This is a genomic window from Ruegeria sp. YTSA075 (genome assembly GCF_059610245.1).
Window position 1 is genome coordinate 140247 of record NZ_JBXWNG010000001.1, and the last position, 26047, is coordinate 166293.

General features: G+C 57.2%; 28 protein-coding genes. 11 read left to right on the forward strand and 17 right to left on the reverse strand.

Going from position 1 to position 26047, the window contains the following annotated elements:
• Positions 1-52: 52 nt before the first annotated feature.
• Positions 53-463, reverse strand: a complete 411-nt coding sequence (locus tag AC2FGE_RS00760) for an MAPEG family protein (RefSeq protein ID WP_496817301.1) — start codon at positions 461-463, stop codon at positions 53-55.
• The gene (locus tag AC2FGE_RS00765; RefSeq protein ID WP_496817302.1) at positions 463-1200 is read right to left on the reverse strand and encodes a metalloregulator ArsR/SmtB family transcription factor; all 738 of its coding nucleotides are present in this window, start codon (positions 1198-1200) and stop codon (positions 463-465) included. The genes AC2FGE_RS00760 and AC2FGE_RS00765 overlap by 1 nt, the downstream gene beginning before the upstream one ends.
• A 131-nt stretch (positions 1201-1331) precedes the next feature.
• Between AC2FGE_RS00765 and AC2FGE_RS00770 the strand changes: the two genes are divergently transcribed.
• The 4 genes from AC2FGE_RS00770 to AC2FGE_RS00785 all read left to right on the forward strand — a co-directional run bounded on the left by AC2FGE_RS00770 (position 1332) and on the right by AC2FGE_RS00785 (position 4525).
• The gene (locus tag AC2FGE_RS00770; protein ID WP_496817303.1) at positions 1332-2075 is read left to right on the forward strand and encodes an alpha/beta hydrolase; all 744 of its coding nucleotides are present in this window, start codon (positions 1332-1334) and stop codon (positions 2073-2075) included.
• Positions 2075-3067: an alpha/beta hydrolase gene (locus AC2FGE_RS00775; protein WP_496817304.1), complete on the forward strand. Its 993-nt coding sequence runs from the start codon at positions 2075-2077 to the stop codon at positions 3065-3067. Before AC2FGE_RS00770 ends, AC2FGE_RS00775 begins: the two co-directional genes overlap by 1 nt.
• A 41-nt stretch (positions 3068-3108) precedes the next feature.
• The gene (locus AC2FGE_RS00780) at positions 3109-3723 is read left to right on the forward strand and encodes a hypothetical protein (protein ID WP_496817716.1); all 615 of its coding nucleotides are present in this window, start codon (positions 3109-3111) and stop codon (positions 3721-3723) included.
• Between the two features lie 85 nt (positions 3724-3808).
• Complete coding sequence (locus AC2FGE_RS00785; RefSeq protein WP_496817305.1) at positions 3809-4525, forward strand: alpha/beta fold hydrolase; 717 nt, start codon at positions 3809-3811, stop codon at positions 4523-4525.
• Here the strand turns inward: AC2FGE_RS00785 and AC2FGE_RS00790 are convergent.
• Together AC2FGE_RS00790 and phaZ are read right to left on the reverse strand one after the other, a co-directional pair.
• Positions 4516-5160 (reverse strand): DUF6151 family protein, encoded by a 645-nt coding sequence (locus tag AC2FGE_RS00790; protein WP_496817306.1) that lies wholly within the window; start codon positions 5158-5160, stop codon positions 4516-4518. The genes AC2FGE_RS00785 and AC2FGE_RS00790 overlap by 10 nt on opposite strands.
• Positions 5105-6376, reverse strand: coding sequence for a polyhydroxyalkanoate depolymerase (phaZ, locus tag AC2FGE_RS00795; RefSeq protein ID WP_496817307.1), 1272 nt, complete (start codon positions 6374-6376; stop codon positions 5105-5107). The genes AC2FGE_RS00790 and phaZ overlap by 56 nt, the downstream gene beginning before the upstream one ends.
• A gap of 112 nt (positions 6377-6488) precedes the next feature.
• On the opposite strand from phaZ, the gene AC2FGE_RS00800 reads away from it, so the two are divergent.
• The 3 genes from AC2FGE_RS00800 to phaR all read left to right on the forward strand — a co-directional run bounded on the left by AC2FGE_RS00800 (position 6489) and on the right by phaR (position 9556).
• Positions 6489-8291, forward strand: a complete 1803-nt coding sequence (locus AC2FGE_RS00800; protein ID WP_496817308.1) for a PHA/PHB synthase family protein — start codon at positions 6489-6491, stop codon at positions 8289-8291.
• Positions 8292-8421: 130 nt separating this feature from the next.
• Positions 8422-8868, forward strand: a complete 447-nt coding sequence (locus AC2FGE_RS00805) for a phasin, PhaP (RefSeq protein ID WP_496817309.1) — start codon at positions 8422-8424, stop codon at positions 8866-8868.
• A 136-nt stretch (positions 8869-9004) separates the two neighbouring features.
• Positions 9005-9556, forward strand: a complete 552-nt coding sequence (gene phaR, locus AC2FGE_RS00810; RefSeq protein WP_496817310.1) for a polyhydroxyalkanoate synthesis repressor PhaR — start codon at positions 9005-9007, stop codon at positions 9554-9556.
• A gap of 48 nt (positions 9557-9604) precedes the next feature.
• Here phaR and AC2FGE_RS00815 read toward each other — a convergent pair whose 3' ends face one another.
• The 7 genes from AC2FGE_RS00815 to AC2FGE_RS00845 all read right to left on the reverse strand — a co-directional run bounded on the left by AC2FGE_RS00815 (position 9605) and on the right by AC2FGE_RS00845 (position 18480).
• Positions 9605-10819 (reverse strand): DegT/DnrJ/EryC1/StrS family aminotransferase, encoded by a 1215-nt coding sequence (locus AC2FGE_RS00815; protein WP_496817311.1) that lies wholly within the window; start codon positions 10817-10819, stop codon positions 9605-9607.
• 116 nt (positions 10820-10935) lie between these two features.
• The gene (locus AC2FGE_RS00820) at positions 10936-12240 is read right to left on the reverse strand and encodes an NAD(P)/FAD-dependent oxidoreductase (protein ID WP_496817312.1); all 1305 of its coding nucleotides are present in this window, start codon (positions 12238-12240) and stop codon (positions 10936-10938) included.
• A 19-nt stretch (positions 12241-12259) separates the two neighbouring features.
• The gene (locus tag AC2FGE_RS00825) at positions 12260-13618 is read right to left on the reverse strand and encodes a glutamine synthetase family protein (RefSeq protein WP_496817313.1); all 1359 of its coding nucleotides are present in this window, start codon (positions 13616-13618) and stop codon (positions 12260-12262) included.
• Positions 13618-14298, reverse strand: coding sequence for a type 1 glutamine amidotransferase (locus AC2FGE_RS00830; protein ID WP_496817314.1), 681 nt, complete (start codon positions 14296-14298; stop codon positions 13618-13620). The genes AC2FGE_RS00825 and AC2FGE_RS00830 overlap by 1 nt, the downstream gene beginning before the upstream one ends.
• Positions 14299-14358: 60 nt before the next feature.
• The gene (locus AC2FGE_RS00835) at positions 14359-15678 is read right to left on the reverse strand and encodes a glutamine synthetase family protein (protein ID WP_496817315.1); all 1320 of its coding nucleotides are present in this window, start codon (positions 15676-15678) and stop codon (positions 14359-14361) included.
• A 148-nt stretch (positions 15679-15826) separates the two neighbouring features.
• Entirely contained in the window at positions 15827-18013 is a 2187-nt protein-coding gene (locus AC2FGE_RS00840) for a xanthine dehydrogenase family protein molybdopterin-binding subunit (protein ID WP_496817316.1), read from the reverse strand.
• A gap of 2 nt (positions 18014-18015) precedes the next feature.
• Complete coding sequence (locus AC2FGE_RS00845) at positions 18016-18480, reverse strand: (2Fe-2S)-binding protein (protein ID WP_496817317.1); 465 nt, start codon at positions 18478-18480, stop codon at positions 18016-18018.
• A 136-nt stretch (positions 18481-18616) separates the two neighbouring features.
• On the opposite strand from AC2FGE_RS00845, the gene AC2FGE_RS00850 reads away from it, so the two are divergent.
• Positions 18617-19225 carry a TetR/AcrR family transcriptional regulator gene (locus AC2FGE_RS00850; protein ID WP_496817318.1) on the forward strand — a complete coding sequence of 203 codons (609 nt, stop codon included), beginning with the start codon at positions 18617-18619 and terminating at the stop codon, positions 19223-19225.
• 777 nt (positions 19226-20002) lie between these two features.
• On the opposite strand, the gene nhaA is transcribed toward AC2FGE_RS00850, so the two are convergent.
• The 3 genes from nhaA to AC2FGE_RS00865 form a co-directional block, all read right to left on the reverse strand.
• A complete protein-coding gene (gene nhaA, locus AC2FGE_RS00855) occupies positions 20003-21313 on the reverse strand; it encodes a Na+/H+ antiporter NhaA (protein ID WP_496817319.1) in 1311 nt (436 codons plus the stop codon).
• A 102-nt stretch (positions 21314-21415) separates the two neighbouring features.
• On the reverse strand, positions 21416-22429 hold the full coding sequence (locus AC2FGE_RS00860; RefSeq protein ID WP_496817717.1) for a fatty acid desaturase: 1014 nt from the start codon (positions 22427-22429) through the stop codon (positions 21416-21418).
• 222 nt (positions 22430-22651) lie between these two features.
• Entirely contained in the window at positions 22652-22894 is a 243-nt protein-coding gene (locus AC2FGE_RS00865) for a hypothetical protein (RefSeq protein WP_263845023.1), read from the reverse strand.
• A 149-nt stretch (positions 22895-23043) separates the two neighbouring features.
• On the opposite strand from AC2FGE_RS00865, the gene AC2FGE_RS00870 reads away from it, so the two are divergent.
• Positions 23044-23778 carry a Crp/Fnr family transcriptional regulator gene (locus tag AC2FGE_RS00870; RefSeq protein ID WP_496817320.1) on the forward strand — a complete coding sequence of 245 codons (735 nt, stop codon included), beginning with the start codon at positions 23044-23046 and terminating at the stop codon, positions 23776-23778.
• A gap of 59 nt (positions 23779-23837) precedes the next feature.
• Here the strand turns inward: AC2FGE_RS00870 and AC2FGE_RS00875 are convergent, their stop codons facing one another.
• The 3 genes from AC2FGE_RS00875 to AC2FGE_RS00885 form a co-directional block, all read right to left on the reverse strand.
• Complete coding sequence (locus tag AC2FGE_RS00875; protein ID WP_496817321.1) at positions 23838-24026, reverse strand: hypothetical protein; 189 nt, start codon at positions 24024-24026, stop codon at positions 23838-23840.
• Positions 24027-24242: 216 nt separating this feature from the next.
• On the reverse strand, positions 24243-24656 hold the full coding sequence (locus AC2FGE_RS00880) for a hypothetical protein (RefSeq protein ID WP_496817322.1): 414 nt from the start codon (positions 24654-24656) through the stop codon (positions 24243-24245).
• On the reverse strand, positions 24653-25114 hold the full coding sequence (locus AC2FGE_RS00885; protein ID WP_496817323.1) for a hypothetical protein: 462 nt from the start codon (positions 25112-25114) through the stop codon (positions 24653-24655). Before AC2FGE_RS00885 ends, AC2FGE_RS00880 begins: the two co-directional genes overlap by 4 nt.
• A 235-nt stretch (positions 25115-25349) precedes the next feature.
• Here AC2FGE_RS00885 and AC2FGE_RS00890 point away from each other — a divergent pair, with 235 nt between their 5' ends.
• Both AC2FGE_RS00890 and AC2FGE_RS00895 read left to right on the forward strand, forming a co-directional pair.
• The gene (locus tag AC2FGE_RS00890) at positions 25350-25664 is read left to right on the forward strand and encodes a hypothetical protein (protein WP_496817324.1); all 315 of its coding nucleotides are present in this window, start codon (positions 25350-25352) and stop codon (positions 25662-25664) included.
• A complete protein-coding gene (locus tag AC2FGE_RS00895) occupies positions 25661-26005 on the forward strand; it encodes a hypothetical protein (protein ID WP_299740998.1) in 345 nt (114 codons plus the stop codon). The genes AC2FGE_RS00890 and AC2FGE_RS00895 overlap by 4 nt, the downstream gene beginning before the upstream one ends.
• Positions 26006-26047 lie beyond the last annotated feature (42 nt).

Below are 26047 nucleotides of genomic sequence, written 5' to 3' on the forward strand. Positions count from 1 at the left end.
ATGCGAAAAGCACCACGCAACCATAGGATTGCGTGGTGCGCTGTTGGATTATTCAGACGGAGGCAAAAACCGCGTAACCCATGATCAGGCAGCACACCCATCCAATGGCAAACAGAATGGGTCGCAGGGGCATGCGCGCTATGCCCGTGATCATGCCGATAGCGTGCAGGACGCGCACCCAGAAGAACACAATAGCAGCCCAATAGGTCAACGCCGTAAAGCCGTCCAACGTGTTGACGATCAGAACCAAAACAGCAAACGGCATACCCTGTTCGAGCAGATTCAACTGCGCGCGATGTGCCCTTTGCACCCAGGGGCGCAGGTTTGGAATCTGTGCAGGTCGGGCAAAGGCCTCCTCGCCCGAGGGGTCGGTCGAAACGCCAACCACGTATGGAATCCACATGGAAACAGCGAGCAACATCAGACACGTGAGCACGCCCAGTTCAGTTGGAAACTCAGCCATTATGCGCTCTCCTTCAGGGCATCGCCGGTCTCAAGCCAGCTCTTGAGTGAGGCAGCCAGACGCGCCCAACCTTCGGCAAAGCCTTCCTGGCCAACAGCAAGATCATAATGTTCGATGGTCAACTTGCAGACATCACCTTGTGGTTCGATCAGATAAACCATTGTTGATTGCGGGGCGTCAGGGCCCATGAAAAGAGGCTCAAACCCCATCTCGATCCGGGTTTTCGGGTCCAGCTTTTGCGTCACCTGCCGCAGCATCTCATTGCCGTCAGGGGTAATGAAATGCACTGTTGCACCAGGCGAGACCTCTCCGCGTACTTCGTTGCACAGGAAGTGATAGGCCGCCATCTGATCTGGCTTGGTTAATGCATCCCACAGCGCGTCCTGGGTGCAGCGAATAAAGGTCTGCATCATAAAATCTGGTTTTCCCATACGAGTCTCCGTTTCCAATTTGAGTTTCAGCGCATTGACCGCGCTGGCTTGCGGTTGAAGAAAAGGGGCGACCCAACGGTCCAGCATGTCCTGCAGGGGCAAGGGGTTCAGATAGTGATATTTGAACCGCCCATGTTTGCGGGTCAGGACCAGCCCAGCATCTTCCAGTAGTTTCAGATGCTTCATGACGCCAAAGCGGGTCATGTCGAAATGTGCCTCTAACTGCGACAGAGATTGACCATCTTCCTGTCGCAGCAGGTCCAGAATCTCTCGGCGAGCGGGGTCATTCAGAGCTTTGAATAGCATGTCCATATTTGTCTTATATGTGATTCGATAGTCACGTTACAATATGGTAACCTAAAAAATCTGAAATCAGGTTTAAACTCCCAGCCCGCGCGGGCTAGGGTGTCACAAATCAAAATATGAAGGGCGGCAAGATGAGCGCTTTTTTGACAACCGATCAGGGGCGGCGGATCGCTTATGATCTGAGCGAAGGCCAAGGCCCGACCCTCGTGTTTCTGTCAGGTCTAAAGTCGGACAAAGAAGGCACAAAAGCCGTTCATCTAGAGGCTTGGGCCAAAGCGCGCGGGCAAGCATACTTGCGGTTTGATTACTCCGGCCATGGTGAAAGTTCGGGTGCATTCACAGAAGGCAGCATCGGAGATTGGCACGAAGACACAGTTGCCGCAGTGTCCGCGCTGACGCAGGGGCCATTGATCATTGTGGGCTCGTCCATGGGGGGCTGGCAGGCCTTGTTGCTGGCCAAAACCCTCCCAGATCGTATAGCGGGGATGGTCACAATCGCCGCCGCTCCGGATTTTACGGAAGATGGGTATTGGGCGTCATTTACAGAGGCGCAGAAGGCAGCGTTGGAAACAGCGGGGCAGGTTGAGTTGCCGTCCGACTATATGGAACCTTACATCATCACCAAGCGCCTGATTGACGACGGACGTCAGAATCTTGTGCTGAGAGAAGCGCTGAATCTACCTTTCCCAACACGTTTTCTGCAGGGCACTGCGGATACCGCTGTATCCACTGAAACGGCGGTGCGCTTGCTGGATCATGCCTCAGGCCCTGATATGCGACTGCTGTTGGTGAAAGATGCCGACCACAGATTCTCTGATGACATGTGTCTGTCATTGATCGAACGCGCAATTCTGGACGTAATGGGAGAAGGCTGATGCGGAAATTTGGATGGTTTCTGGGGCGGCTTCTACTGGCGCTGATCGTTGTTGGCGGTCTGGTCTACTGGTTTGGCCCGCGTGAAAAGGTCGATCTTCATCCGCGCTTCGACTCTGCCAAGTTCGGCGAAGGGGTGCAGGTTTATTTTGAAAGCACCGAATCCGCCTTTGATGACATCGTGCCCGGTGTCGAAAAGCGTGTGATCTGGCAGGACGGCTACGAAGAACAACGCACACCTTATTCGGTTTTATACGTTCATGGCTTCTCAGCCAGTTCCGAAGAAATCAGACCAGTTCCCGACAGGGTCGCGGACGCGCTGGGCGCCAATCTGGTTTATACCCGCTTGCAAGGCCATGGGCGCGATGGTGCCGCGATGGGTGAGGCAACAGCCTCGGGCTGGATGCAGGATCTGGCCGAAGGGTTGGCCGCCGCACGGGCCGTGGGTGACAAGGTTGTTGTCATATCAACCTCGACTGGGGGAACGCTGGTTGCAGCGGCCGCGCTTGACCCCGAACTCAGCACCGACGTGGCCGGCATGGTCTTTGTCTCACCAAACTTTGGCGTTAACTCGCCGGTCGCCTTCATTCCCGGCCTGCCATGGGCCCGGTCCTGGCTGCCACTGCTGATGGGAGAGGAGCGGGACGTCTCGGGCCCGGACCCTGAGAAGAACAAATACTGGTCTTCGGTTTACCCATGGGTCGCTGTCGTGCCTATGACTGTGCTGGTGGATACAGTCTACGCACTGGATTTCGAAGGCGCGCAGGTGCCGGCCTTGTTCTGGTTTTCGGACGATGATGAGGTCGTCCGTCCAGATCGTACCCACCAAGTGGCTCTAGGCTGGGGTGCTGATGCAGCGGTTCAACTGGTCACGATGGGCGAGGGGGATGATCCGATGTCTCATGTGGTTGCAGGGCGCCTGATGTCGCCGGGGCAGACCGATGCAGCAGTGACCGGTATTCTGGAATGGTTGAAATCGCAGGGCGTAGAGTAGCCGTTTCGCTTAGGAGCAAGACAATGCGAAAACCGGGCAGCATGTGGAGCCTTGAAACGCTTGGCCGCGTGCGTCTGTCCCCGCACTTTTTCATGCGGGATTTTCTGTATTCCGAGATCGGGAATTTTCACCAGCACCAGAACATCCCTGAAAACCCTGATCTTGCGATCGAGACTGGCCGTGCCTTTTGCCAGACTTTGCTGGACCCGCTTGAGGAGACATTCGGGCGCGTTGCGGTCCGCTCGGGCTATCGCTCGCCGTCTCTGAACCAGTTTGGAAATGAAAACCGGCTGAATTGCGCGCGCAACGATAACCCTTTGGAATGTCACATCTGGGACCGAGGCGTAGGAGATGCGCGTATCGCAGGGGCGTCGATTGTGATCCCGTGGTTCGCGGATCAGTTTGAGCAAGGCCGGGATTGGCGTGATCTTGCCTGGTGGATGCATGATCATCTGGACTATTCAGAAATCTGGTTCTTTCCCAAGCTCTGTGCCTTTAACCTTGTCTGGCGACCTGCGCCGGTGCGCCGGATTGACAGCTATATCGCGCCACGCGGGTGTTTGTTACGCCCCGGGGCCGAGCCGGGCGAAAGCCAAACGGCCAGACAGGCCCGTTATGCCGATTTCCCGGCTTTTCGGGGTAGCCGCTCCCCTTGAGTTTTCTGCTTGCCGGGGCCTGAAAAAACTCTCATCCTGAGGGAAAAAGAAGGGGTTCGGAAGCCCGAACTGATGGAGGCCCCGCGTGATCGAGCCGCTGGTATTGCTACCCGGTTTTATGTGTGACGCCCGATTGTTTCATCCTCAGATCGACGCGCTGTCGCGCGATCGGGCTGTGATGGTTGCCCCAATTTCATCAGGCGAACGGATCGAAGAGATCGCGTCTGGCTTGCTCGATCAGTTACCGCATCGATTTGCCCTGGCGGGGCTAGGTCTGGGCGGTGTTGTCGCGCTTGAGATCATAAGGCGCGCGGCGGATCGGGTGTCACGCCTCTGCCTGATTTCGACCGATGCGCAGGCCGATACGCCACAGATGGCCGCTGCACGCGAAGAATTAATCATTGGTGCGCAAGCCGGGCGGTTGGAAGAAGTGATGCGCAAGGTGATCGGATCGGACGCGCTGGCCCCCGGGCCGCAACGTATCCCGATTTTGAACCGGCTGCTCTCGATGGCCGTCGATCTGGGCCCCGAAGTATTTGTGCGTCAAATGCGGGCCTTGCAGCGGCGACCGGATCAGCAGAGCATCCTTTGCCGGGTCAAAGTTCCGGGTCTGATCCTTGGCGGAACGCATGATACACTGATCCCTGCGCGCAAGCATGAGTTTATGGCCGAGATGATCCCCGAAGCCCAATTGCAGATGATAGAACGCGCAGGCCATCTTCCGACATTGGAAAACCCGGATGAGCTGAATGCAGCCATGCAAGACTGGCTGAACTTCAACCCAAGACCCAGCTATGGATAAAGCGCGTCGCGTTCGGATTTGTCGATCAGTTTGGGGCTGACCACCGGCTCACCGGTTGCGGTGTCAAAGAATGGTGTTTGCTTCCACTTGCCAGACAGGCGCGATTTGGCAACACGCTTGAGCATTGCGACAATTGCCGCACGAATGCCTTCGTGCTTATGTTTGCCACCCGATGTGGGGATGTAGCCCCGCGTTGTGATGGGGCCAAGGGCCGTCGTGTCGCTGAAACGGGCCGCAATGAACCCGACAAATGGGAACTTTGGCGTGTTTGGCGTTGCCGCAAGCGGTGCGTTGCAGCATTTCGCATACCACCGCAGCATGCCGTTGGGGCTCAGCTTTATCGCGGCCAGATTTTCACTGCCTGTGTCAAAGATGAGCTCGTCCGGGGCAATCTGAAACACTTCTACTGGGCCGGGCGCAGGGTCGGGTTGTTTGAAATACAATTGCCCCGCACGACAATCGGCGCAAAAGCACACGGCATGCGAGCCGTGTTTAAGACCCTGAGGTTTGATGCGCCCTGTAACCTGACCGCAGGTGCAAGAGAACGCGAGACCGGATTGATCGCTCTCGCCCATCGTCTTAGGCCACTTTGTTTCGGTTCGCCGCCCGACGTAGCGGCTTGCGGCTGTTTTCATTCATGAAATCAATCACAAGCGGACGAATATTATCGCGCCAGCTGCGGCCGGCGAAAATGCCGTAATGGCCCGCATTCGGCTCAACATGGCTGGCCTTTTTGCTGTCCGACAGGCCGGTGCACAGATCAAGCGCGGCAATGCATTGGCCGGGGGCCGAGATATCATCATTCGCCCCCTCAACGGTTTTGACCGCGACATCGGTGATCTTACTAATGTCGACTTTGTGGCCTGCGACAACAAATTCGTTGCGCGCAATCTCACGCCCTTTGAAGATACGTTCTACTGTGGATAGGTAGAACTCGGCGGTCATGTCCATGACGGCCAGATACTCATCGTAGAACCTGTTATGGGCATCATGATCGGACGCCTCATCCCGGATCACGCGCTGGATCTGGTCTGAAAACGCTTTAGAGTGCCGTTCGGCATTCATCGACATGAAAGAGGCCAGTTGCAGCAGGCCGGGATAGACCATGCGGCCTACACCTTTGTATTTGAACCCAACCCGTTGGATCATGGTTTCTTCCAGCTGGCCCATTGTCACGCGGCGGCCGAAATCCGTGACATCCGTCGGTGTCGCATCGGGGTCAACCGGACCGCCGATCAGGGTCAGGGTGCTGGGTTGTGCCTTGGGTTCAACCTCGGCCAGATAGGCGGTTGCCGCCAAGGTTAGAGGCGCGGGCTGACAAACAGCAACAACATGCGTGTCTGGCCCCAGCTCCTTCATGAAATCGACAAGGTAGAGGGTGTAGTCCTCGACATCGAACTTGCCTGCAGACACAGGAATATCGCGCGCGTTATGCCAGTCGGTGATGTAAACTTCGCAATTGACAAGCAGGCTTTTGACGGTCGAGCGCAGCAATGTCGCGTAGTGCCCCGACATCGGCGCAACCAGCAAAACCTTGCGCGGTTGCTTTTCTCGTCCGTTTACCTTGAAATGGACGAGATCGCCAAAGGGGCGTTCCAGAACCGTGGTAACATCAACAAGATGATCTTTGCCGTCTTCGCAGGTAAACGTATGAATACCCCAGTCGGGTTTGACGACCATGCGCTGGAAGGTGCGCTCGGTCACCTCACCCCAGGCGGCCATCCAGCTGAAGGCCGGGTTTGGTACCATCGAAAACAACGGATAGGACGCCATCGCGCTGGCGGTCGAACCAAGCCATTGGTTCGTGTTGCGCATGGTCTCCATCAAGTCGTAGGTCATCATGTAGCGCATGGAAGCGGCCTCCAGAGTCTAAGGCTGTTCGGTTCGGACCATTCGCCGCTTTGTCCCCCGACACCCACGACGTTATTCTGCATAGCAGCGAGACTAGGCGGGAATTGTTAAAATGACAACAAGCGAAGACCAAATGCCTGAAGCGACTGAAGAGCATATTGAAAAGCTTAAAGAAAATATGGAGAAGGTCGAAACTCTGTCCAAGCGGCTTGTCGAAGTTATGGCGTCTAAAAAGCCTCATACCTCTGCGCTGGACGGTCCGAATCAAGAGCTTTTCGCACGAGCAGCAACAGCCTATTTTGCTGAGGCGTGGCAAAACCCCGCCAAGCTGCTGGAGCAACAGATTCAATACTGGGGCAAGTCGGTTCTGAACTTTGCCGAAGCGCAGCAAGCACTGACCACAGGTGAAGTTGATGAGGCGCATGACGCGCCTGCAGACCGCCGGTTTTCCAACCCGATGTGGGACACCAACCCCTATTTCCGCCTGATCCGCCAGCAGTACCAGACCAACGCACAGGCCATCACTCAGGCGGTCGCCTCGGTTGATGATCTCGACGCAAAGGACAAGCGGCGCCTCAGCTATTTCTCGCAGCAGATCATCGACATGATGGCGCCAACCAATTTTCTGGCTACAAATCCTGATGCGTTGCAAAAGGCGGTCGAAACCGAAGGCCAATCGCTGATTGACGGGTTGGAGAATCTGGTATCCGACCTCGAAGCAAATGATGGCGAGCTTGTGGTCAAGCTGGCTGACGAAAACGCGTTTGAGGTTGGCGGCAATCTGGCGACCACCCCGGGCGACGTTATTTATCGCAACCGTATGATGGAGTTGATCCAGTACAAGCCTGCAACAGAAACGGTGCATGAAACACCCATTGTGTTGTTCCCGCCATGGATCAACAAGTTCTATATCCTTGACCTGAAGGCCCAGAATAGCCTGATCAAATGGATCACGGAACAGGGGTATTCCCTGTTCGTTGTCAGCTGGGTCAACCCGGATCAAAGCTATGCCGAAACCGGGATGGAGGACTACATTCAGGATGGTTTCCTGACTGCAATTGATGTCGCGAAGAATATCTGCAAGGTCAAACAGGTCAACGCGATTGGCTATTGCATTGCAGGCACGACTCTCAGCCTGACATTATCCTTGATGAAAAAGCGAGGCGACAAGTCGATAAAATCGGCAACGCTTTTCACCGCACTGACGGATTTCTCGGAGCAGGGAGAATTCACGCCGTTTCTGCAAAATGACTTCATCGACGGGATCGAGGAAGAGGTAACAAAAGAGGGCGTGCTGCGCTCGTGGATTATGGGGCGGACGATGTCATTCCTGCGCTCGCGCGATCTGGTGTATGGCCCGGCCATCCGCAGCTATATGATGGGAGAAGTGCCTCCGGCCTTTGATTTGTTGTTTTGGAATGGCGATGGTGCGAACTTGCCTGCGAAGATGGCGGTCGATTATTTGCGCGGCCTGTGCCAACGCAACGAATTTGCTTCGGACGGGATCGAACTTTTGGGGCACAAGCTGACGCTGGCCGATGTGGATGTCCCTTTGATGGCGATCACCTGCGAAACTGATCATATAGCCGCCTGGAAAGACTGCTATCGCGGTGTGCAAAAGATGGGGTCACGCTCAAAGACCTTTGTTGTCTCGGAATCCGGCCATATAGCAGGGATCGTGAACCCGCCCAGCAAGAAGAAGTATGGCCATTACACAAACCCCGATCTGAAATCAGATGCAGACACCTGGCTGAAACAGGCGGATTTCCATGAAGGGTCCTGGTGGCCCATGTGGGAGGCCTGGCTGAAGAAGCGATCGGGCAAACAGGTGCCCGCACGGGAGGCAGGCGATTCGACCCATCCAAGCCTTGCACCGGCGCCCGGGACATATGTAGTCGCCAATCCAAACGTCTGATTTCATTTTGAAACCACAGTTTTTCTGCATTGCAGCAAGAAAAAGCTTGCAATGCTGCAATGCAGAAACCATATTGTTCTCAAGCTGACGAAAGCCGGGGTGGGCCCGGCTCAGCAAAAGGATTAGAACGATGGCAAAGACTCAAGACTTTTCCGCGATCATGAAAGACATGATGGGCGCGTTCCCTGTGGACACCACCGCGCTGGAAGGCGCATTCAAATCGACTGCTTCGCTGAACGAAAAGCTGTCGGGCGTTGCTCTGGAAGCTGCTGAAAAATCGGCTGAGATCTCGAGCAAATGGACCAAGGAGACCTTGGCCAAGATGACCGAGATGTCGAAAGCAAAGGCAGAGCCTGCTGACTACGCCAAAGCAGCAACCGATTTCGCAAGCGCGTCGGCAGAAGTTGCAGCTGAAAACCTGGCTGCTTTCGCTGAAATCGCGAAAAAAGTTCAGACAGAAACCGTTGAACTGCTGATGGCGGCTGGCAAAGACGCTGCTGAAGAAGCAACCGCAGCTGTCAAAAAAGCAACCAACGACGTGACGACTGCCGCCAAGAAAGCCGCAGCCGCCAAGTAAGAGCTTCGCGATAAGCGCACCTTATTCCTCCCAATAGGTGCTTTCGCGTTGGGCAGGTCCATTGACCTGCCCTTTCTTTTTGTGCTGCACTCGCATAACCTGTGCTGCAACGCATCATCCTTGGGGAGGGTACTAGGTGTCGGACAACGAAAAACCGCTGCTTATCAAGCGCTACGCCAGCCGTCGGCTGTATAACACCGAGACCAGCGATTACGTGACGCTTGAAGACATTGCGGGGTTTATCCGCGACGGGCGCGAAGTTCAGATCATTGACCTGAAAACCGGCGACGACCTGACGCGGCAATATCTTCTGCAAATCATTGCAGAACACGAAAGCCGGGGCGAAAATGTTCTGCCGGTGAATGTGCTGAATGATCTGGTGCGCAGCTACATGCTGCCGGGCGGGGGCATGATGCCTCAATTCCTGCAAAGCTCGTTCGAAATGCTCCGCGAAAGCCAAAGCAAGATGATGGAGAACATGAGCGCGATGAACCCGATGTCTCAGATACCAGGGTTCGACGCGTTGCAGGCGCAGCAACAGGCGTTTCTTAAGGCCATGACAGGTGGCTTATCCGGCGGCTGGTCCGGGCCGGATCAGGAAGAGAAAAAGCCAGAAACGAATGAAGATCTGGACGACATCAAAAAGCAGTTGGCTGAGTTGCAGAACAAGCTGTCCAAACTCAACTGATCTTGGACCATGGAAAAGATGGCCCGCTTTGCGCGGGCCTTTTTTGTGTCAGGTTCCGTATACCGGGACCGGGCCTGTGACCTCACCGACTGATGCCAGCAGGATATCAGCGATCACGTCCAACTCTTCGCGCGTCAGGCGTACGGGCAGGCGCACATCGCAGGCTTTCATCAACATGTCGCGTGTCTGTGGCAGGTCGAACTTTTCGGGCAGGAACTGCCAGTTCCAGAACGCCCGGGCGTTGTCCTCGCTCAGGCCAAAGACCTGAACCTTGACACCGCGCACCTCGGATGCAGCAGCGAAGCCGCGGATTTCAGCCTCATCCATGCCGACCAGATTGAACTGGATCGAATCCGGCGCACGGCGTTCCGGCGACAGTGGGGCAGGGACGTTGATATAGGGTGAATTGTTCAGGCGTTCCGCCACATAGTCATGGTTCGCCAATCCATCCTGAACCCGGCGCGCCAGCTCAGGGATTTGCGGGCGGATGACGGCGGCGCTCAGGTTGCTCATCCGCAAGTTATAGAGCGGCAGTTGGTTCTGCCAGCGTGCAAAGGCCTGCTCTAGCTCAGGTGAGTTGTCGCTGTGTGGGGTTTTGTGCTTTTTCCAGTTGTGTTCATACGCACCCGACATGATCACAGCACGTGCGACCAGATCGGCGTCATCTGTGATCAAAATACCGCCTTCGCCGGCGTTGATCATCTTGTAGGACTGGAACGAAAAGCAGCCCACCTTGCCGATGGTGCCAATGTTCCGTCCATGCCAGGTTGTTCCCAGTGAATGCGCAGCGTCTTCAATTACTGGGATGTCGCGCGCATCACAAAGCTCCATGATCGCGTCCATATCCGAGGTGTGGCCGCGCATGTGGCTGATGATAACGGCTTGTACATCCTCCAGTTTGGCTGCGAAATCATCCATATCGATGCGGTAATTCCCGCCCACCTCGCACAGAACCGGAATACAGTCTGCATGCACGACCGAGGATGGAACAGCGGCAAAGGTAAAGCCCGGGATCAGCACCCGCGCATCCCGCGGCAGGTCCAGCGCCTTCAACGACAGGAACAACGCAGCCGAGCAGGAGGAGGCAGCAAGCGCGTATTTAGTGCCCAGCAGCGCCGCGAACTCAGCCTCCAGCAGGGCAACCGGCGCGTCTTGTGGTGCGGTGTACCGAAACAGATCACCGGACTGCATCAGGGCGTCGATGGCGTCTCGTGCGGCGGCGGGGATGGGTTCGGCGTCATGGACGTTGGGGGGCAGCGTCATATTTGGAATTCCCGAATTCTAACTTTCGTTTATTTAAATCAGACAGGCAGGCCGTGCCAAGCCCCCAATCGAAAGATCGGCAAAAATTCACCAAACTGTCGCAAACAAAACGCGTGTCAGATGCCCAGGCGATCCCGCATCGCAAACCATGTCATCGCCAGTACCAGCAGCGGGCTACGCAGGGCCGGGCCGCCGGGAAAAGGCAGGGCAGGAACGCGGGACATGGTATCAAACCCCTCGGCCTGTCCCTGAACCGCCAAAGCCATAAGCTGCCCCGCATGGGTTGCGGTGCCAACGCCGTGGCCGGAATATCCCGATGCCGAAAGAATATTGGGGGCAAGTCGTGCAAGATAAGGCATTCGGCGCATTGTGATCGCCAATGTGCCACCCCACACATAGTCGATCTTTACGTCTTGCAGATGCGGGAAAATCTCAACCATCGGCTTGCGCACTTTGGCGGCGATGTCGGATGGGAAGCGATAGCCATAGCTCTCGCCGCCGCCAAACAAAAGTCGCTTGTCTGCGCTGAGGCGGAAGTAGTTCACCACGAATTTTGTATCCGCTACGGCGACATCACGGGTCAAAACGCGGGCGGCGTCATCGCCAAGTGGTTCTGTCGCAGCAATGAAGTTGTTGATCGGCATGACCCGCGATGCCACCTGCCGGTTCAGCGCGCCAAGATAGCCGTTGCAGGCCAGTATTAGATGTTGGGCGCGTACCGTCCCGTTTTCGGTGCGCACGACCACTGGATCGCCCTCTTCGATCCCCAGAACCTCGGTTCTTTCGTGAATGCGCGCACCTGCGTTTTGCGCCGACCGCGCCAGCCCCAGCGCATAGTTTAACGGATGCAAATGCCCGGCACCCTTGTCCAGATATCCACCCTTGTAGGTGGGCGAAGGGCACAGCGCATGTCCCGCCGCCTCATCCAGAAGCTCTATTTGATCGTAGCCATATGTGTTCGACAGATGCTCGGCATGGGCGTGCAGCTCTTTCTGGTCCGAGATCGACAACCCCAGGTCAGCCACACCGGGTTTCAAATCGCAATTGATCTGGTGTTTGGCGATCAGGGATTTGACCAAACCCTTTGCATCCTCGGCCAAATCCCACAGCTTTGTGGCATCATCCTGTCCGACCAATCGCTCCAGACTTTCCTGATCCATGCGCTGGGCGCTGCCCAACTGCCCACCATTGCGACCCGAAGCCCCAAACCCGACGCGGTGCGCTTCAAGCAGCACAACATCCAGCCCGGCCTCGGCCAGGTGCAGCGCGGCTGACAACCCAGTATAGCCGCCGCCGACAATACAGACGTCGGCGCGGGTTTCGCCTTCGAACGCAGGGAACGGGGCCAGAGTATTGGCCGTCGCAGCATACCAGCTTGCCGGATATTCAGCCTTGCGGTCGTTGGAATACAGAAGGTTCATGGCGAACGGCTCCGCTGGTTCAGACGTTCAGCAACAGATGCTCGCGCTCCCAAGGAGAGATCACCTGCAGGAACTCCTCGTATTCAGCCCGCTTCACGATGCCATAGACGCGGGCGAAATCCGGGCCGAGAACCTCGTGTAGCTCCGTGGCTTCATCAAACAGATCCAGCGCATTGCCCATGACCTGCGGGATATCGCCATCGCCTTCATACGCATCGCCATAGAACTGACGACGGGGGCGTTCCTGCTGGGTCAGACCCAGATAGCCGCAGGCCAGCGACAGCGCGATGCCCAGATAGGGGTTGCAATCCATGCCGGCGATGCGGTTTTCAACCCGCCGCGCCTCGGGGCCGGACAGGGGTACGCGGATACCCGTTGTGCGATTGTCGCGCGCCCATTCCAGATTGATCGGCGCGGCATGGTCTTTGACATAGCGCCGATAGGAATTCACGTAAGGTGCCATTACGGCCAGACCTGCGGGCAGATGGTTCTGTAGTCCCGCGATATAGTGATAGAACGCATCCGTCTCGCCGCCTTGCGGACCTGAAAAGATGTTTTGCCCTGTCTCCATCTCGATGATCGAATGGTGGATATGCATGGCGGAACCGGGCTCATCCTCGATCGGTTTGGCCATGAACGTGGCGAAACAATTGTGTCGCAGCGCAGCCTCGCGGATCAGGCGTTTGAAATAGAACACCTCATCCGCAAGCTTCACCGGATTGCCGTGGCGCAGGTTGATCTCAAGCTGGCCTGCGCCGCCTTCTTGGGTGATGCCGTCGATTTCGAACCCCTGATGTTCGGCGAAGTCATAGATGTCATCAATCACCGGGCCGAATTCATCGACTGCAGTCATTGAATAGGCCTGACGTGCAGCCGCCGGGCGGCCCGAGCGGCCCATCATAGGCTTGATCCCCTGCGCCGGGTCCACGTTTGGGGCAACCAGAAAGAACTCCATCTCGGGGGCGACAACGGGCTTCCACCCTTTGGCGTGATAGAGCTGTACGACACGCTTCAACACGTTGCGCGGGCTGAACGGGATCGGCTCGCCATCCCGGTCATAGGCGTCGTGGATCACCTGCAAAGTCCAATCCCCAGTCCAGGGCGCGGCGGACGCGGTCGAGAAGTCAGGTTTCAGGATCATATCCCGTTCAATGAACCCGTCTTCGCCCGCAGCTTCGCCCCAATCCCCGGTGATGGTCTGATAAAAGATACTGTCGGGCAGGTGGAAATAGGATTGCCGTGCAAATTTCGACGCGGGAACCGCCTTGCCGCGTGCAATGCCGGGCAAATCGGAAATGATGCATTCAACCTCATCCAGCCGGTGCCCTTCGATGTAAGCTTGTGCTGCCTGCGGCAGTGCGTCTGTCCAATCGGCCATCAGGCCCTCGCTTTCTTCAGGAAATTCGCCATAAGATCCGCGATCTGCGCGTTGTGATCCGGTGTCGATTGCCGGTTCGCAGCACTCTGCATCAGATCATCGGGCACCACGCCCTTGCCACGGGTTTGCATCAGCCCGGTTACAAAGTCGTTGGAAAACTCAGGATGTGCCTGAACGGTCCAGATCTGATCACCATATTGCAGCATCGCATTTTGGCAGAAATCACTTTGGCCTGTCACCTTGGCCCCCTCGGGCAGGGCAACCACCTGATCCTGATGCCAGGCATTCAGCCAGACCTTTTCGCCGTCAAAGTCATATTCGGTGCGTCCGACGGACCACCCGCCATCAAACTTCTCGACCTTGCCGCCAAGGGCCTGCGCGATGATTTGATGACCAAAACACACGCCGACCATGGGCTTGCCGCTTTGTTGGATTTGGCGGATCAACTTTTCGAGACGTGGAATCCACGGCAGATCCTCATAGGCTCCATGTTTGGACCCTGTGATCAGCCATCCGTCTGCCTCATCCGCACTATTTGGAAATATCTCGTCCACAACGGCGAAGGTTTCAAACTCTAGCCCGTGACCTTTCAGGAGGGCAGGAAACAACGAATCGTAGTCTCCGAATTCGTCTTTAAGTACGTCTGGAGTGTGGCCGGTTTGTAGGATACCAATTTTCATAAGTCACCGAATTTGATCAAATTCAGAAATACCCGAGTCGTGTGGACCGGGCAAGGGGGCTCAGACAGCTTCGAGATAACTCAGCCAATGCTGATCCTCGGGGCGGTCAGCAAAGCGCGTAATCTCTTGCCGTTTGGTCAGGGCCATGTTGCGGACTAACGCGGGTGGAAACAGACGGGTCATGATCGGGTCGGCCTCGAATTGGTTAATGGCTTCGGAGCAGCTGCTTGCAAGCTGTGGCAGCCCGTCCACCTCATAGGCATTCCCGGTGATCGGGGCTGGCGGCTTCATATCATCTTCGATCCCGATCAGCGCAGCACCCAGTACGGCGGTCAGCATAAGGTAAGGGTTGATATCACCGCCGGCAACACGATGTTCGATACGCCGGGCGGCTGGTGCGCCGCCCGGTATCCGGATGGCTGCGGTCCGGTTTTCATAGGCCCAGCTTGCGCCTGTGGGTGCATGTGCGCCGGGCACCAGCCTTACGTAGGAATTGCCGTGTGGTGCGAAAATCAGGCTACTGGCTGGCATGGCCGCCAGACAGCCTGCAACGGCCGCGCGCAACAGCGCGGTGCCTTCGGGGCCGCCATCATCAAAGATGTTTCGCCCATCAGCATCCACCACCGAGAAATGCACATGCATCCCGTTTCCCGCATCGCCAGCATAAGGTTTCGCCATAAATGTTGCGGCAAACCCATGTTTGCGGGCAAGGCCACGTGTCAAGGCTTTGAAAAGCCACGTATCGTCTGCACAGCGCATCGCATCCTGATGGTTCAGGTTGATCTCGAACTGGCCGATACCGCTCTCGGATATGGCAGTTTGTGCCGGAATGCCCATCGCGGCGCAGCCATCATAGAGATCGGTAAAAAACGCCTCGAACGTGTCCATTTCCGCGACCGACAACACCGCTTCATCCGTCAGGCGACGACCGGTCACAGGGTTCAGAGGAGGCTGGGGGTGAGGGCCGGAAGAGTCCAGCAGGGTGAACTCCAATTCAGTGGCGGCAATGACGGCCCAGCCGCGCTGGGCATAACGGGACAGTGTGGCCGACAGGGCATGCCTTGGATCACCCGCGAACGGAGTACCTGCATCGTCGTAAAGGCACATGGGAACCAATGCTGTTTCCGCGCCCAGCCAAGGGATCGGGACAGGCCCCCGTTCCGTTGGCAGCAGAACGCCATCTGCATCGCCACTTTCAAACACCAGCGGGCTGCCTTCGATATCTGCGCCCCAGAGGTCGACATTCAGGGCCGAGAACGGCATCCTTACCGCTCCCTTTGACAGCTTGTCCGCATAGCTTGGTGGAACCCGCTTGCCGCGCATTTGACCGTTCAGATCGCAGGCCGCGACGCGAAAATTATGCAATGTGCTCAGGTCCATTTAGCAGTTCCGTTCTTCAGACTACTTGAGGTGTATCCGAGCGAGTTGTTGAAGTCACGAAATTTGATCAAATTATTCAAGGAGGCATTGTAGAAAGAAAAACGCCGCCCAAAGGGGCGGCGCAGTTTGCGATATGTGATCAGTAAGATCAGACGAAGCTGATGCCGTCCTCTGTCATCGGATGCGCCGCAATCTGAACGCCGGACAGAGTGTTGATCGCGTTGGCCAAAGCAGGCGCGGCCGGGGGCGTTCCTGGCTCACCCACACCCGTTGGGGCTTCGGCTGATGGTACGATGTGCACATCAATGGCGGCAATATCACCGATCCTCAGCGGCTCATAATCGGGGAAATTGGATTGATCCACGGCCCCGCCGGTCAGTGTGATCTGACCGCGCATCACGTGACCGATGCCATAACCGATGCCGCCTTCCATCTGGGCACGGACAACATCAGGGTTCACGGCGATCCCGCAATCCACCGCACATGTGACCTTTTCGATCTTGATCCCTGCTTCAGGGTCACCGGACACTTCGACAACCTGTGCCGCGTAGGAGCCAAAGGATTTGTGCACAGCGATACCCTGAGCCCGTCCTTCAGCAGGATTGCCCCAATTGGCCTTCTCTGCCGCCAGTTTCAAGACGCCTGCTTTGCGCGCCTGATCTGGATCATCACCATCAGCCAGGTAAGAGAGACGGAATTCAACCGGATCACGACCCGCTGCCTTAGCCGCCAGGTCCATCATGACCTCCATGACGTATCCGGTATGGGTGTGCCCCACCGACCGCCACCACAGAACCGAGGTTGCCTTGGGCGTATCCGTCAGGCCAAGAGCCATGCTAGGAATATTGTAGGGGCTGTCCGCGATACCCTCGACCGAACTGTGGTCGACGCCGTCATGAACCGAGAAGGATTCGAACGGCGTGCCCTTCATGATCGACTGACCAGCTACTTGATGCTGCCATCCGACGATGTTTCCAGCCGTGTCCAGACCAACCCGCGCCTTGTGGCCAAAGGCCGGGCGATAGTAGCCGCTGCGGATGTCATCCTCACGCGTCCAAACCAGTTTTACCGGGCGCGACCGATCAGTGACCACAAAGGCCAGCGCAGCTTCGACCTGATAGTCTGCATCCGGTGTCGCACGGCGTCCGAAGGACCCGCCCGCCAGCATTGTCTTGATCTGGATTTTCTCTGGCGGCAGTTGGAAGATCTGTTGGTAGGCCATGTGCGGGCCGGTCGGCATCTGTGCGCCATCATGCAGAATGATGTCACCTTCGGCGGTCTGTTCGATGGTGCAGTTCAGTGGCTCCATCGGCGCATGGGCCAGCAGCGGGAAGTAGAACGACTGTTCGATGACGGTGTCCGCATCATCAATGGCTGCGGTGATCGCGGCGGTGTCGGCCTGGTTCACGTTGAACTCTGGCTCTGCCTCCAGTGCGGCCATGATCTCGGCTTTGATCTGGTCCGAGTCACGGGTTTCTGCCGCTGACATGTCCCATTCGACCTCAAGCATGTCTCGCGCCTGAATCGCAGCCCATGTGTTTTCGGCGTAAACAGCGACACCGGCCTGATTGGGCAGAACAGCTGCGTTGATATAGCCTTTGATCTCTTTCGATGCGTTGTCGTCAAAGCCCAAAGCGATGCCACCGCGCGACTCTGGCCGCTTGATCATGGCCACCATCTGGTTTGGCAGATGCACATCCATCGCGAACTTCGCCTGGCCATTGCCCTTGATCGCTGAATCCTTGCGGCGCACGCTGTCATTGCCGATCAATCGGAACTCTGACGGGTCTTTAAGGCGGGGCTCTGCGGGCACCTCCAGTTGAGACGCGTCGGCCACAAAATCTGCAATCGGGGCGGTCTTGTCGCCAGCAGTGAGGATCCCGTCCTTGATGGTGACACCGCTTGGGTCAACGCCCCAGCTTTGAGCAGCAGCATTGATCAGCATCTCGCGCGCGGCGGCACCTGCCTGACGGTATTGCATCCATGAGTTTGCAATCGCAGTCGAACCGCCAGTTCCCTGGAACGGGCCGAACAGTAGGTTGTTGTAAACCTGCGGATCAGACGGGGCGAATTCGTATTCGATCTGATCCATCGTCACGCCAAGTTCTTCGGCAATGATGGTTGGCAGGCCGGTTGCCGGGCCCTGTCCCATCTCAAAGTGCTTGACGATTGCGGTCACGGTGCCATCCGCGTCGATTTTGACAAATGGGTTTAGCTGAGCGCTATCAGATGATGCAGCGGCAAGCGCGCCATCGGGGCGCGCGCCGATAATCAAAACGGCGCTGGCTGCTGCGGCGCCTTTCAGGAACCCGCGGCGGGAGGTGTTGATGGTCATGATCAGGCCTCCAGAATTTCAGATGCGCGCTGAACACCAGCACGGATGCGTTGATAGGTGGCGCAGCGGCACGCATTGCCCCACATGTATTCGTCGATTTCTTCAGCACTGGGTTTTGGGTTTTCAGACAAAAGACCCACAGCTGACATCACTTGACCGGATTGGCAGTATCCGCATTGCACCACATCCAGCTCGACCCAGGCTTGCTGCACGGCCGCGCCGATTTTGTCGTCGCCGATGGCTTCGATTGTGGTGATCTCGGCATCCTCCACATCTTCGACATAGGTCTGGCAGGACCGAACAGGCTCGCCGTTAACGTGAACAGTGCACGCGCCGCATGAGGCAACGCCGCAACCGAATTTGGTTCCGGTTAGCTTAAGCTCATCCCGGATTACCCACAGCAGGGGGGTGCCGGGTTCGGCGTCAACCGTATGGGTCTCGCCGTTCAGTTTCAGTGAAAGGGCCATGGGGGTCGTCTCCTGTTGGCTGTTACCTGAGTCGGTAAACTGGCGCGTTTACATGTGGCACAGTAAGCGCTCTCTGTAAACTGGTGAGTTTACGTAGTGTTTGACCTGCGCAGGTCAATGGGTCTATAGCTCTGCCATGAACGAATGCAGCGCGCCGAATGCGTCAAAATACGCGCAGATTATCGACGCAGCCGTAGCCGAATTCCTTGAAAAGGGATTTGCCGCGTCCAGTATGGATCGCATCTCGGCACGGGCTGAGGTTTCCAAGCGGACACTTTATAAGTACTTTGAAAGCAAGGAAAATCTCTTTCGATCCATTGTCGTGGAGTTGTCAAGCAGGTTCGCGGAAGTGGTCGAAATCAAGTACGATTCAGACCGGGACATACGCGAACAGATGACAGAGCTGGCCTGGGCCGAAGGGCGCATTCTGATGCTGCCCGAGGTCATCGCCATGTCGCGCATGGTAATAAGCGAAACATTGCGCAACCCGAGGCTTGCGGCCGAAGCGCAAGGCAAGCTGGACAAAACAGCGGCCTTTGTCGACATGCTGAAAGGCGCGGCAGAGGATGGCAAACTGAATATTGATGATCCTGAACAGGCAGGCAAGGAGTTCATCGGCCTGATCAAGGCGCGTGCGTTCTGGCCCTTGTTGTTCAGCGGTTCCGTGCTCAGCGAGGCCGAGATGGCCGAGACGATAGAGAGCAGCGTTGAGATGATGATTAGCCGATATGGGATTCCTGACTGAGGGCCTTCTGAGCCGATTAGATGTCCGTTGGCAATCCGGATAAATACAGGTTAGACCCAGCAGGCCGTGCGCAAGATGCGCGTTCTCATGCTGGCATTCCCAATGCTGGTCATACAGAAATTGACGGGGGTTTTGCTGTGACAGGCAAGGCAATAAACGCAGCGCGACTGTCTGTTGCGCCGATGATGGATTGGACGGGTTAGTTAGTAAGTTCAGTATCTTAATCGGTTCTGTGTGCACTATGTGCGCAACAAGAAATCGCGTTCTGGCGCACTCTGTCGGGCGTTTGGCGATTGTGTGGATTTGGCTAAATTGAAGCGAGTTGACCTTGGAACGGCCTAGAGATCTCACCAAGTCTGCAACGGCACTTAGTCATTTGTCCCTTGTCGTGCCCATCAAAGAGTTGGTGAGTTGAAGGTCGGCGTTTTCCCGTGTCGGTGGCGGTCGTGGCCATCTTCCTGCTAGCCGCCGCGATCACGCCTGCGGCGATCGAGCGTGCAGTGCTCCATGCGACAGCCACAGACGTCGGCTGAATGTACCTCTTGGTCACGACGGGATTTCTCTTTTTCGTGCTGTTCCTTGCACTGACATGGATCGGGAGCAGGGGACTGAGCGCCCGGGATCAGAAGGATGCTGTGCCCTCGAACTCGATAGTCCTGCCCGTTGCGACGTGCGGCACGTGGTGGCAATGCCCATCCAGCGCGTAGCGTCGACATCGACCATGGACATTGGCGGTAGATGAACGAGGTCGCGCATCGTACCAGCGGTGAGTTGTTGTCACGTCCTTCGCAGTGTCAGCCAGATCAGCAGTGCGACTCCGAGCATCGCGGAGAGAGCTGATCCGCTGAGAATGCCCAGCTTCGCCGCATTCAGGACAGACCAGTCGAATGCGAGGCCCGCAATGAACAGCGACATCGTGAAACCGATTCCCGTGAGAAACGAGCCGGCGATGATGAATGGCCACGACAGCCCTGGCGCGAGCACAGCCAAGCCTGAGCGGACCGCAAGCCAGCTGAACCCGAGGACGCCAATCGGTTTTCCCAGCACCAGGCCGACAATGATCGCAACGGAAACCGGTTGTCCGAAATCGCCACCGCCAATCGTGATGCCAGCATTTGCCAGCGCGAAGATCGGCATGATTGCAAAGCCGACCCAAGGGTGCAGCATTATCTCAAGACGTTCGACCGGCGAGAGCGATTCGGTGAGCGCTCGGCCCGCCTGACGAAGGTCATGATGGCCTGCAACATCCCCTTGCCGATGGTCGCCGTTCGGAGCGGCGAGTACGCGCCCGAGGATCACACGCAGGCGAATATCGCTCACCCAAATTCGGGTAGGGGTCATGAGGCCCAGAATGACACCGGCGATGGTCGCGTGAACGCCAGAGGCATCGAAGCACAGCCAGACTGCCGCTCCCATGAAGAAATAGACCGGGATGCTTCTGATCCCGAGGCGCGAGGCGGTTGCTACAATACCAATTCCCAGCAGGCCCAACCCGAGGGCCGACCAAGTCAACGCTTCCCCGTATCCAAGGGCGACCACGAGTATCGCGCCGACATCATCAAAGATAGCGAGGGAAAGCAGGAACAGACGCAAGGTTGGAGGGATCCGGTTTCCGAAAAGGGCCAGGCATCCGATCACGAACGCCGTATCTGTCGCCATCACGGTTCCCCAGCCGTGCATCCCGGGTTGCCCGTACATCATCGCAAGAAACAGGGAGACCGGTACAACCATGCCACCCACTGCGCCTGCAAACGGCAGGGCGGCCTGACGAGGGTTTCGCAATTCGCCCAGCACGATCTCCCGCTTGAGCTCCAACGAAAGCACAAAGAAGAAGAGCGTCATCAAACCGTCATTGATCCAGTGTCGCAGCGAGCGGGTGAAATCCAACGAGCCGAGTGTCAGGCCGATTGGCGTCTCCCAAAAGCCTAGAAAGGCCTCTTGCCAAGGTGAATTTGCCAGCGCCAAGGCCAGTAGAACCGCCAGAAGCAGGAGCCCTCCTGCCGCCGCTTCGATTTTCAGAAAGCGCACAAATGGCTTTGTTATTCTGTCGGCGGCCTCATGGGGCAAAGTCTGGGGATCGTCGATCATGGGATGAACATGCCTTTTCCAATGACGATGCACCGCTCTCACATCGCAGCCCTGTAGGCACCTTCGCGCGTCTCTTTGCCCAGACAGCATATCATGAAAGGTTCAGGCGGACAGAGCGCGTGCCTCGGCGAACGACAAAAGTCTGCGGCGTCTCTCATCCCAGAGGTGGAGGTGCGCGCAGCGGAGACTTTGCCGAAGCGTGATGCGTTTGGTCTGTGCCAGAACCTCGTGATCCTCGATCACCTCGGGCAGGCGATAAAACGGAATTCGACTGGCCAAATGATGAACATGGTGGACACCGATATTGCCAGTGATCCAACGTAGAACGCTCGGAAGCTCGTAATGTGAGCTTCCGTAAAGTGCTGCTTCGTGGATGTTCCAATCTTCTTCGTGCTGCCAACTGGTTTCTTCGAACTGATGCTGGACATAGAAGAACCACATGCCGGCGACCGCACCTAAGAACATGGTTGGCAGGAAGACGAACAGAACAACGTCCCATCCACCCAGCCAGACGATCAAGGTCAGCGCCGAACCAATGGCAGCATTTGTTCCCATTGCGCTCAGCCAGTATCGCCAGCCCGACCGCATTAAGTGAACGGGCAGTCGGTTCTGCAAAAAGAACGTATAAAACGGCACCACCCCGAACAGGAAAATTGGATTGCGGATAAGCCGATAGAGCGCCCGGCCGAGCCACCCCTTTTCTCGGTACTCCGTGACTGTGAGAGTCGGCATATCTCCGACACCCCGCCGGTCGAGGTTTCCGGTCGTGGCATGATGGATTGCGTGCGTTTTGCGCCAGACGTCATAGGGCGTCAGCGTGATCACGCCGATAACGCGACCGATCCAGTCGCATAGGCGCCGATTGCGAAACAGGGACCCGTGACCGCAATCGTGCTGGATCATGAACAGTCGGACGAGGAACGCCGCATTCACCAGTGCCAGGGCCATTGCCAACGCAGTACTGATCGAGAGCATCCACCAGGCGACCGCCCATATTGCCACGAACGGGGCCACTGTCACAGTCAGCTCGAAGATGCTGCGCGAATGGATTGGCTGTCGGTATTTCGCCATCGCCCGCGACCAGTCTGACGGAGCCAAATTGGGCTCTTCCCGCATCAGATCAGTCTGACCGGCAGCATTTTGCGTGCCCGGCTCCTTACCCGTAATGGACGAGGCCCGCGCTTGTACTGGGGGCTGCGGCGCGCTCAGAGGCTGAGCTTTGCGGACTTGGTTGGTGGTCTGATCCGGTAACTCTTCTCGATCCCGCCCTTGGCGACGACTGTTGGTTGAATAGGACGAAAGCTTTATCGGCAATAGAAATCCTGTGTGATTGAGCGTTTACACTTGCGGCCTCCGAACGGAGTTGCCACCAGCGATGATCTGGTTGATGAGTGCCGCAACAGATCGGTGCGTTTCCGTTTCGGCCTCTGATCCCTTTGCGTTCTCATGGGTTGCTGCGGCGTCGCGAAGAACACCTACGATCTCATGCTCCGGCAGCAGTCCGCCATCGTTCATCGCAAGCAGAAGTGCTTCGCAGATTGAAAGGGCGGCCTGTCCTGAATGCTCGTTCGCCGTAGACATCTTCGGAATTCCCTTCTTGTTTCGCGATCTGGCCCGAATTCGCACCGGACCTACCCATACTTCTCGCACGATATGAGCTATGCTGGACTGATCGAGAGCAGTCGAAGGAACGATTTCCACACGGCTGACGGACCTGTCAGGGAGAAGCTATGACACCATTCGCGACCAGCCCGCTCACCCGCAAGCTTTCTGCCTTTGTCGCTTTGTCAAAGGCGGAGTTGGATGTGCTCGAGCGCCTGCACCAGCGCCGCCGCTCCTTCGTCGCTGGGCGCGATATGGTGCATCAGGGGCAGTCGGATCAGGCTGCCTATATCCTGTCGGAAGGATGGGTTTGTTCCTACAAGCTCCAGCCTAACGGGACACGCCAGATTGTCGATTTTCAGGTGCCCGGAGATTTCCTCGGCTTGCGCAGCTTGCTGTTGCGCACCTCTGATCACAGTTTCGAACCCATCGTGGAAATCGAGGCTGCCGAAGTGTTGAAGAGCGACCTCCTGGCGGCCTTCGCGCAGACGCCGCGGCTTGCGACAGCCATTCTCTGGGCGGCGTCGCGGGACGAGGCAATGGTGGTCGAACACCTTGTCGGGATCGGCAGGCGCGACGCGGACGCCCGGATGGCACATTTTCTGCTGGAACTGGGATCGAGGCTGGCACTGGTGGGTATGGGATCCAAGGAAGGATACGATTGCCCACTGACCCAGTATCACTTGGCCGATGTGCTGGGGTTAAGTGCCATTCATGTGAATCGCGTCCTGCGACAGCTGCGCGAAAGGGGGCTGGTGACCTTTCGAGACGGTCGTGTTTCCTTTGAAGATCATACCGGGTTGGTGGAACTGGCTGAGTTTGATTCGGCGTATCTGGATCAGACCGGTCCGCTCTTGAAATAAGAAGGGCCGCCGGCCATTGATCGGCGGGCGACCCCGGTGTTCAGGTCAGACGCTGGACATCAAGCGAGGGCGTGGGTCGCCGCATCGAGTTCCTTGTTTGTTTCCGCGTCGTTCTTCGCCGTATGTGCTGTCTCGGCCGCGCGGTAGTGCTTCAATGCCGCATCTTTCTTCGGGCCGGAAGGTGCCTTGTCCCACGCGGCTTTGACAGATGTCATCATTTCGGCAGTCTTGGTCTGTTCGGGTGTCATTGGAATTGTCCTTTCATGGACTTTCCGAGAAATAAAAAGCGTGCCGACATGCCGATCTTTTTGGGATCGACACGCCCACACGCTTTTCAGGAACTTGGAAATTTACAGTGCCGCCAAATATTCGGCGGGCACGCCTTACCTAGCCGATGTCAACCCTCGCCGCACTGACACAGGTTAGTCCCGGCGTCTGTGGCGGGTCGATTGCCTTGTCGGCCTTCAAGTCACCGCTGTTTGCTGGTGGGAAATCCTCAGCCATTTGCCGTCGTCGTTAAGATAGGTCGAGGCGCAGAGCGCCTTGTAGATCGGCACGTCGGTTTTTTCAGCCGAGACCCGGTAAGTGAGGATCGCGATGTCACCGCATCGCGTCACGCGCCGTTCGGCCATGACGACGGAACGCCAGCCGGTCCTTTCGCGAAGATGGGGCCAGATCTGGTCACCCTGGAGGATGCCGGGCGGATAGGGGAAGACCATAACGGCGTTGGTTGCTGTGGTCGCCTGCGCACTGTCGGCGCCGCTGGTCCAGAAGTCTTCCTCCATGTCCCAGAGAACGCCCTGTTCACGCGGCGATAGAGTTCCGGACTCGTGCGCTGCATGACCCGGTGTCCTCTCGGTCTCAGTTAAGACAGTCATTCGCCTGACCCCGAGCCGCCAACAATAAACATCTGAAACAGCAGAAAGATAATCGCGAGCACTGTCCAGATCGCTCCGCTTGCTCCCGGGCGGCCGTCGGCGACCGTCGAGGCAGCTCGCTTCAGGCTGCCTGACGTCTGGCCTTCGGGAAGCAGCTGGCTCAGGTCTCGTGCGATCTTGCCGTGATCGCTTGTGAGCGCGGGTACGTCCCGAAATCCGGAAAGCAGCGTTCCCAATCGTGCCCGCGCGTCGTCGCGCCCCAGCGTGACCAGGTCAGCGGTTTCTTTCCATGGATCGAGACCGAGGCGCGCGAGCGTGGAGAGGACCGTCACGACATATCCGTTCCGGTCTTGGCCGACCGACGCATAGAGAAATCGTTCGAACTCGGGCGGGTGCGGGTTGAGAACATTGGGTTGGGCCATCGTGCTTCCATTCTTGGTTGCAGGAATGCAGATCATCCCTGTTTTCCAAAGGGTACGCGCAGGTCGGTCCCCGCGCCCTTACACAGGTCAGTGCCCGCAAACCTCTCCAGGGCGTTCGCTACCCGCGCGGCGCCCGGGACTAACATGTGTCAGCACCGGTCGAACGTTTCCGAAGTACAAGAGGAGAAATCGTTCGACTGGTCAGGTCCGGAATCCAAAGGGCCGTCAACAGCGGCGAGCGACGGATCTGCCAAAATCGTGGAGGCCAGAGATGAGCGTGCGGTCGACCAGATCGACGGTGACGTTTTCAAACCCGTTCACCTTGCCGGGATACCCGGGCGATTTGCCCGCGGGCGACTATGAGGTTCTCGTCGAAGAGGAGCTTCTCCAGGGGCTGAGCTTCGAGGCCTACAGACGAACGGCGACCTACCTGACGGTGCGCGGAAGGGGCGGTCATGCGGGACATACAGAGTTACGGTCGATTTCCGACAGCGACCTGAAAGAGGCGCTGGGCCGGGATGCGGCCACGACCGAAACGAACAATCACAGCGAAGCGGCGCTTTCTCCGCAGGAGGACTTGAAATGAATACTCCCGAATGGCTCAAACCTGGCATCTATGGTGCCGTGATCGGTGCTGTTTTTGTTGGTGTCGTCGGATTTACGTGGGGCGGCTGGGTAACCGGCAGCACTTCGAATGACCGGGCGATGGCGATGTCCCGTGACGATGTCGTCGCCTCAATGGTACCGGTCTGCCTCGACATGGCGCGGTCGGACCCGGCTAGGGCGGACAAGCTTGCGACGATCCGGGCAGCCTCGACCTACCAGAGGCGCGACGCTCTCATGACAGCCGGCTGGGCGACGATGCCAGGAACAGATGCCCCAGACCGAGACATTGCGCAAGCCTGCCTGAAGGAACTGGACCTCTGAGGTCATGCTGTTCAGAGCCGACGATGTGATGGCGCAAAACGG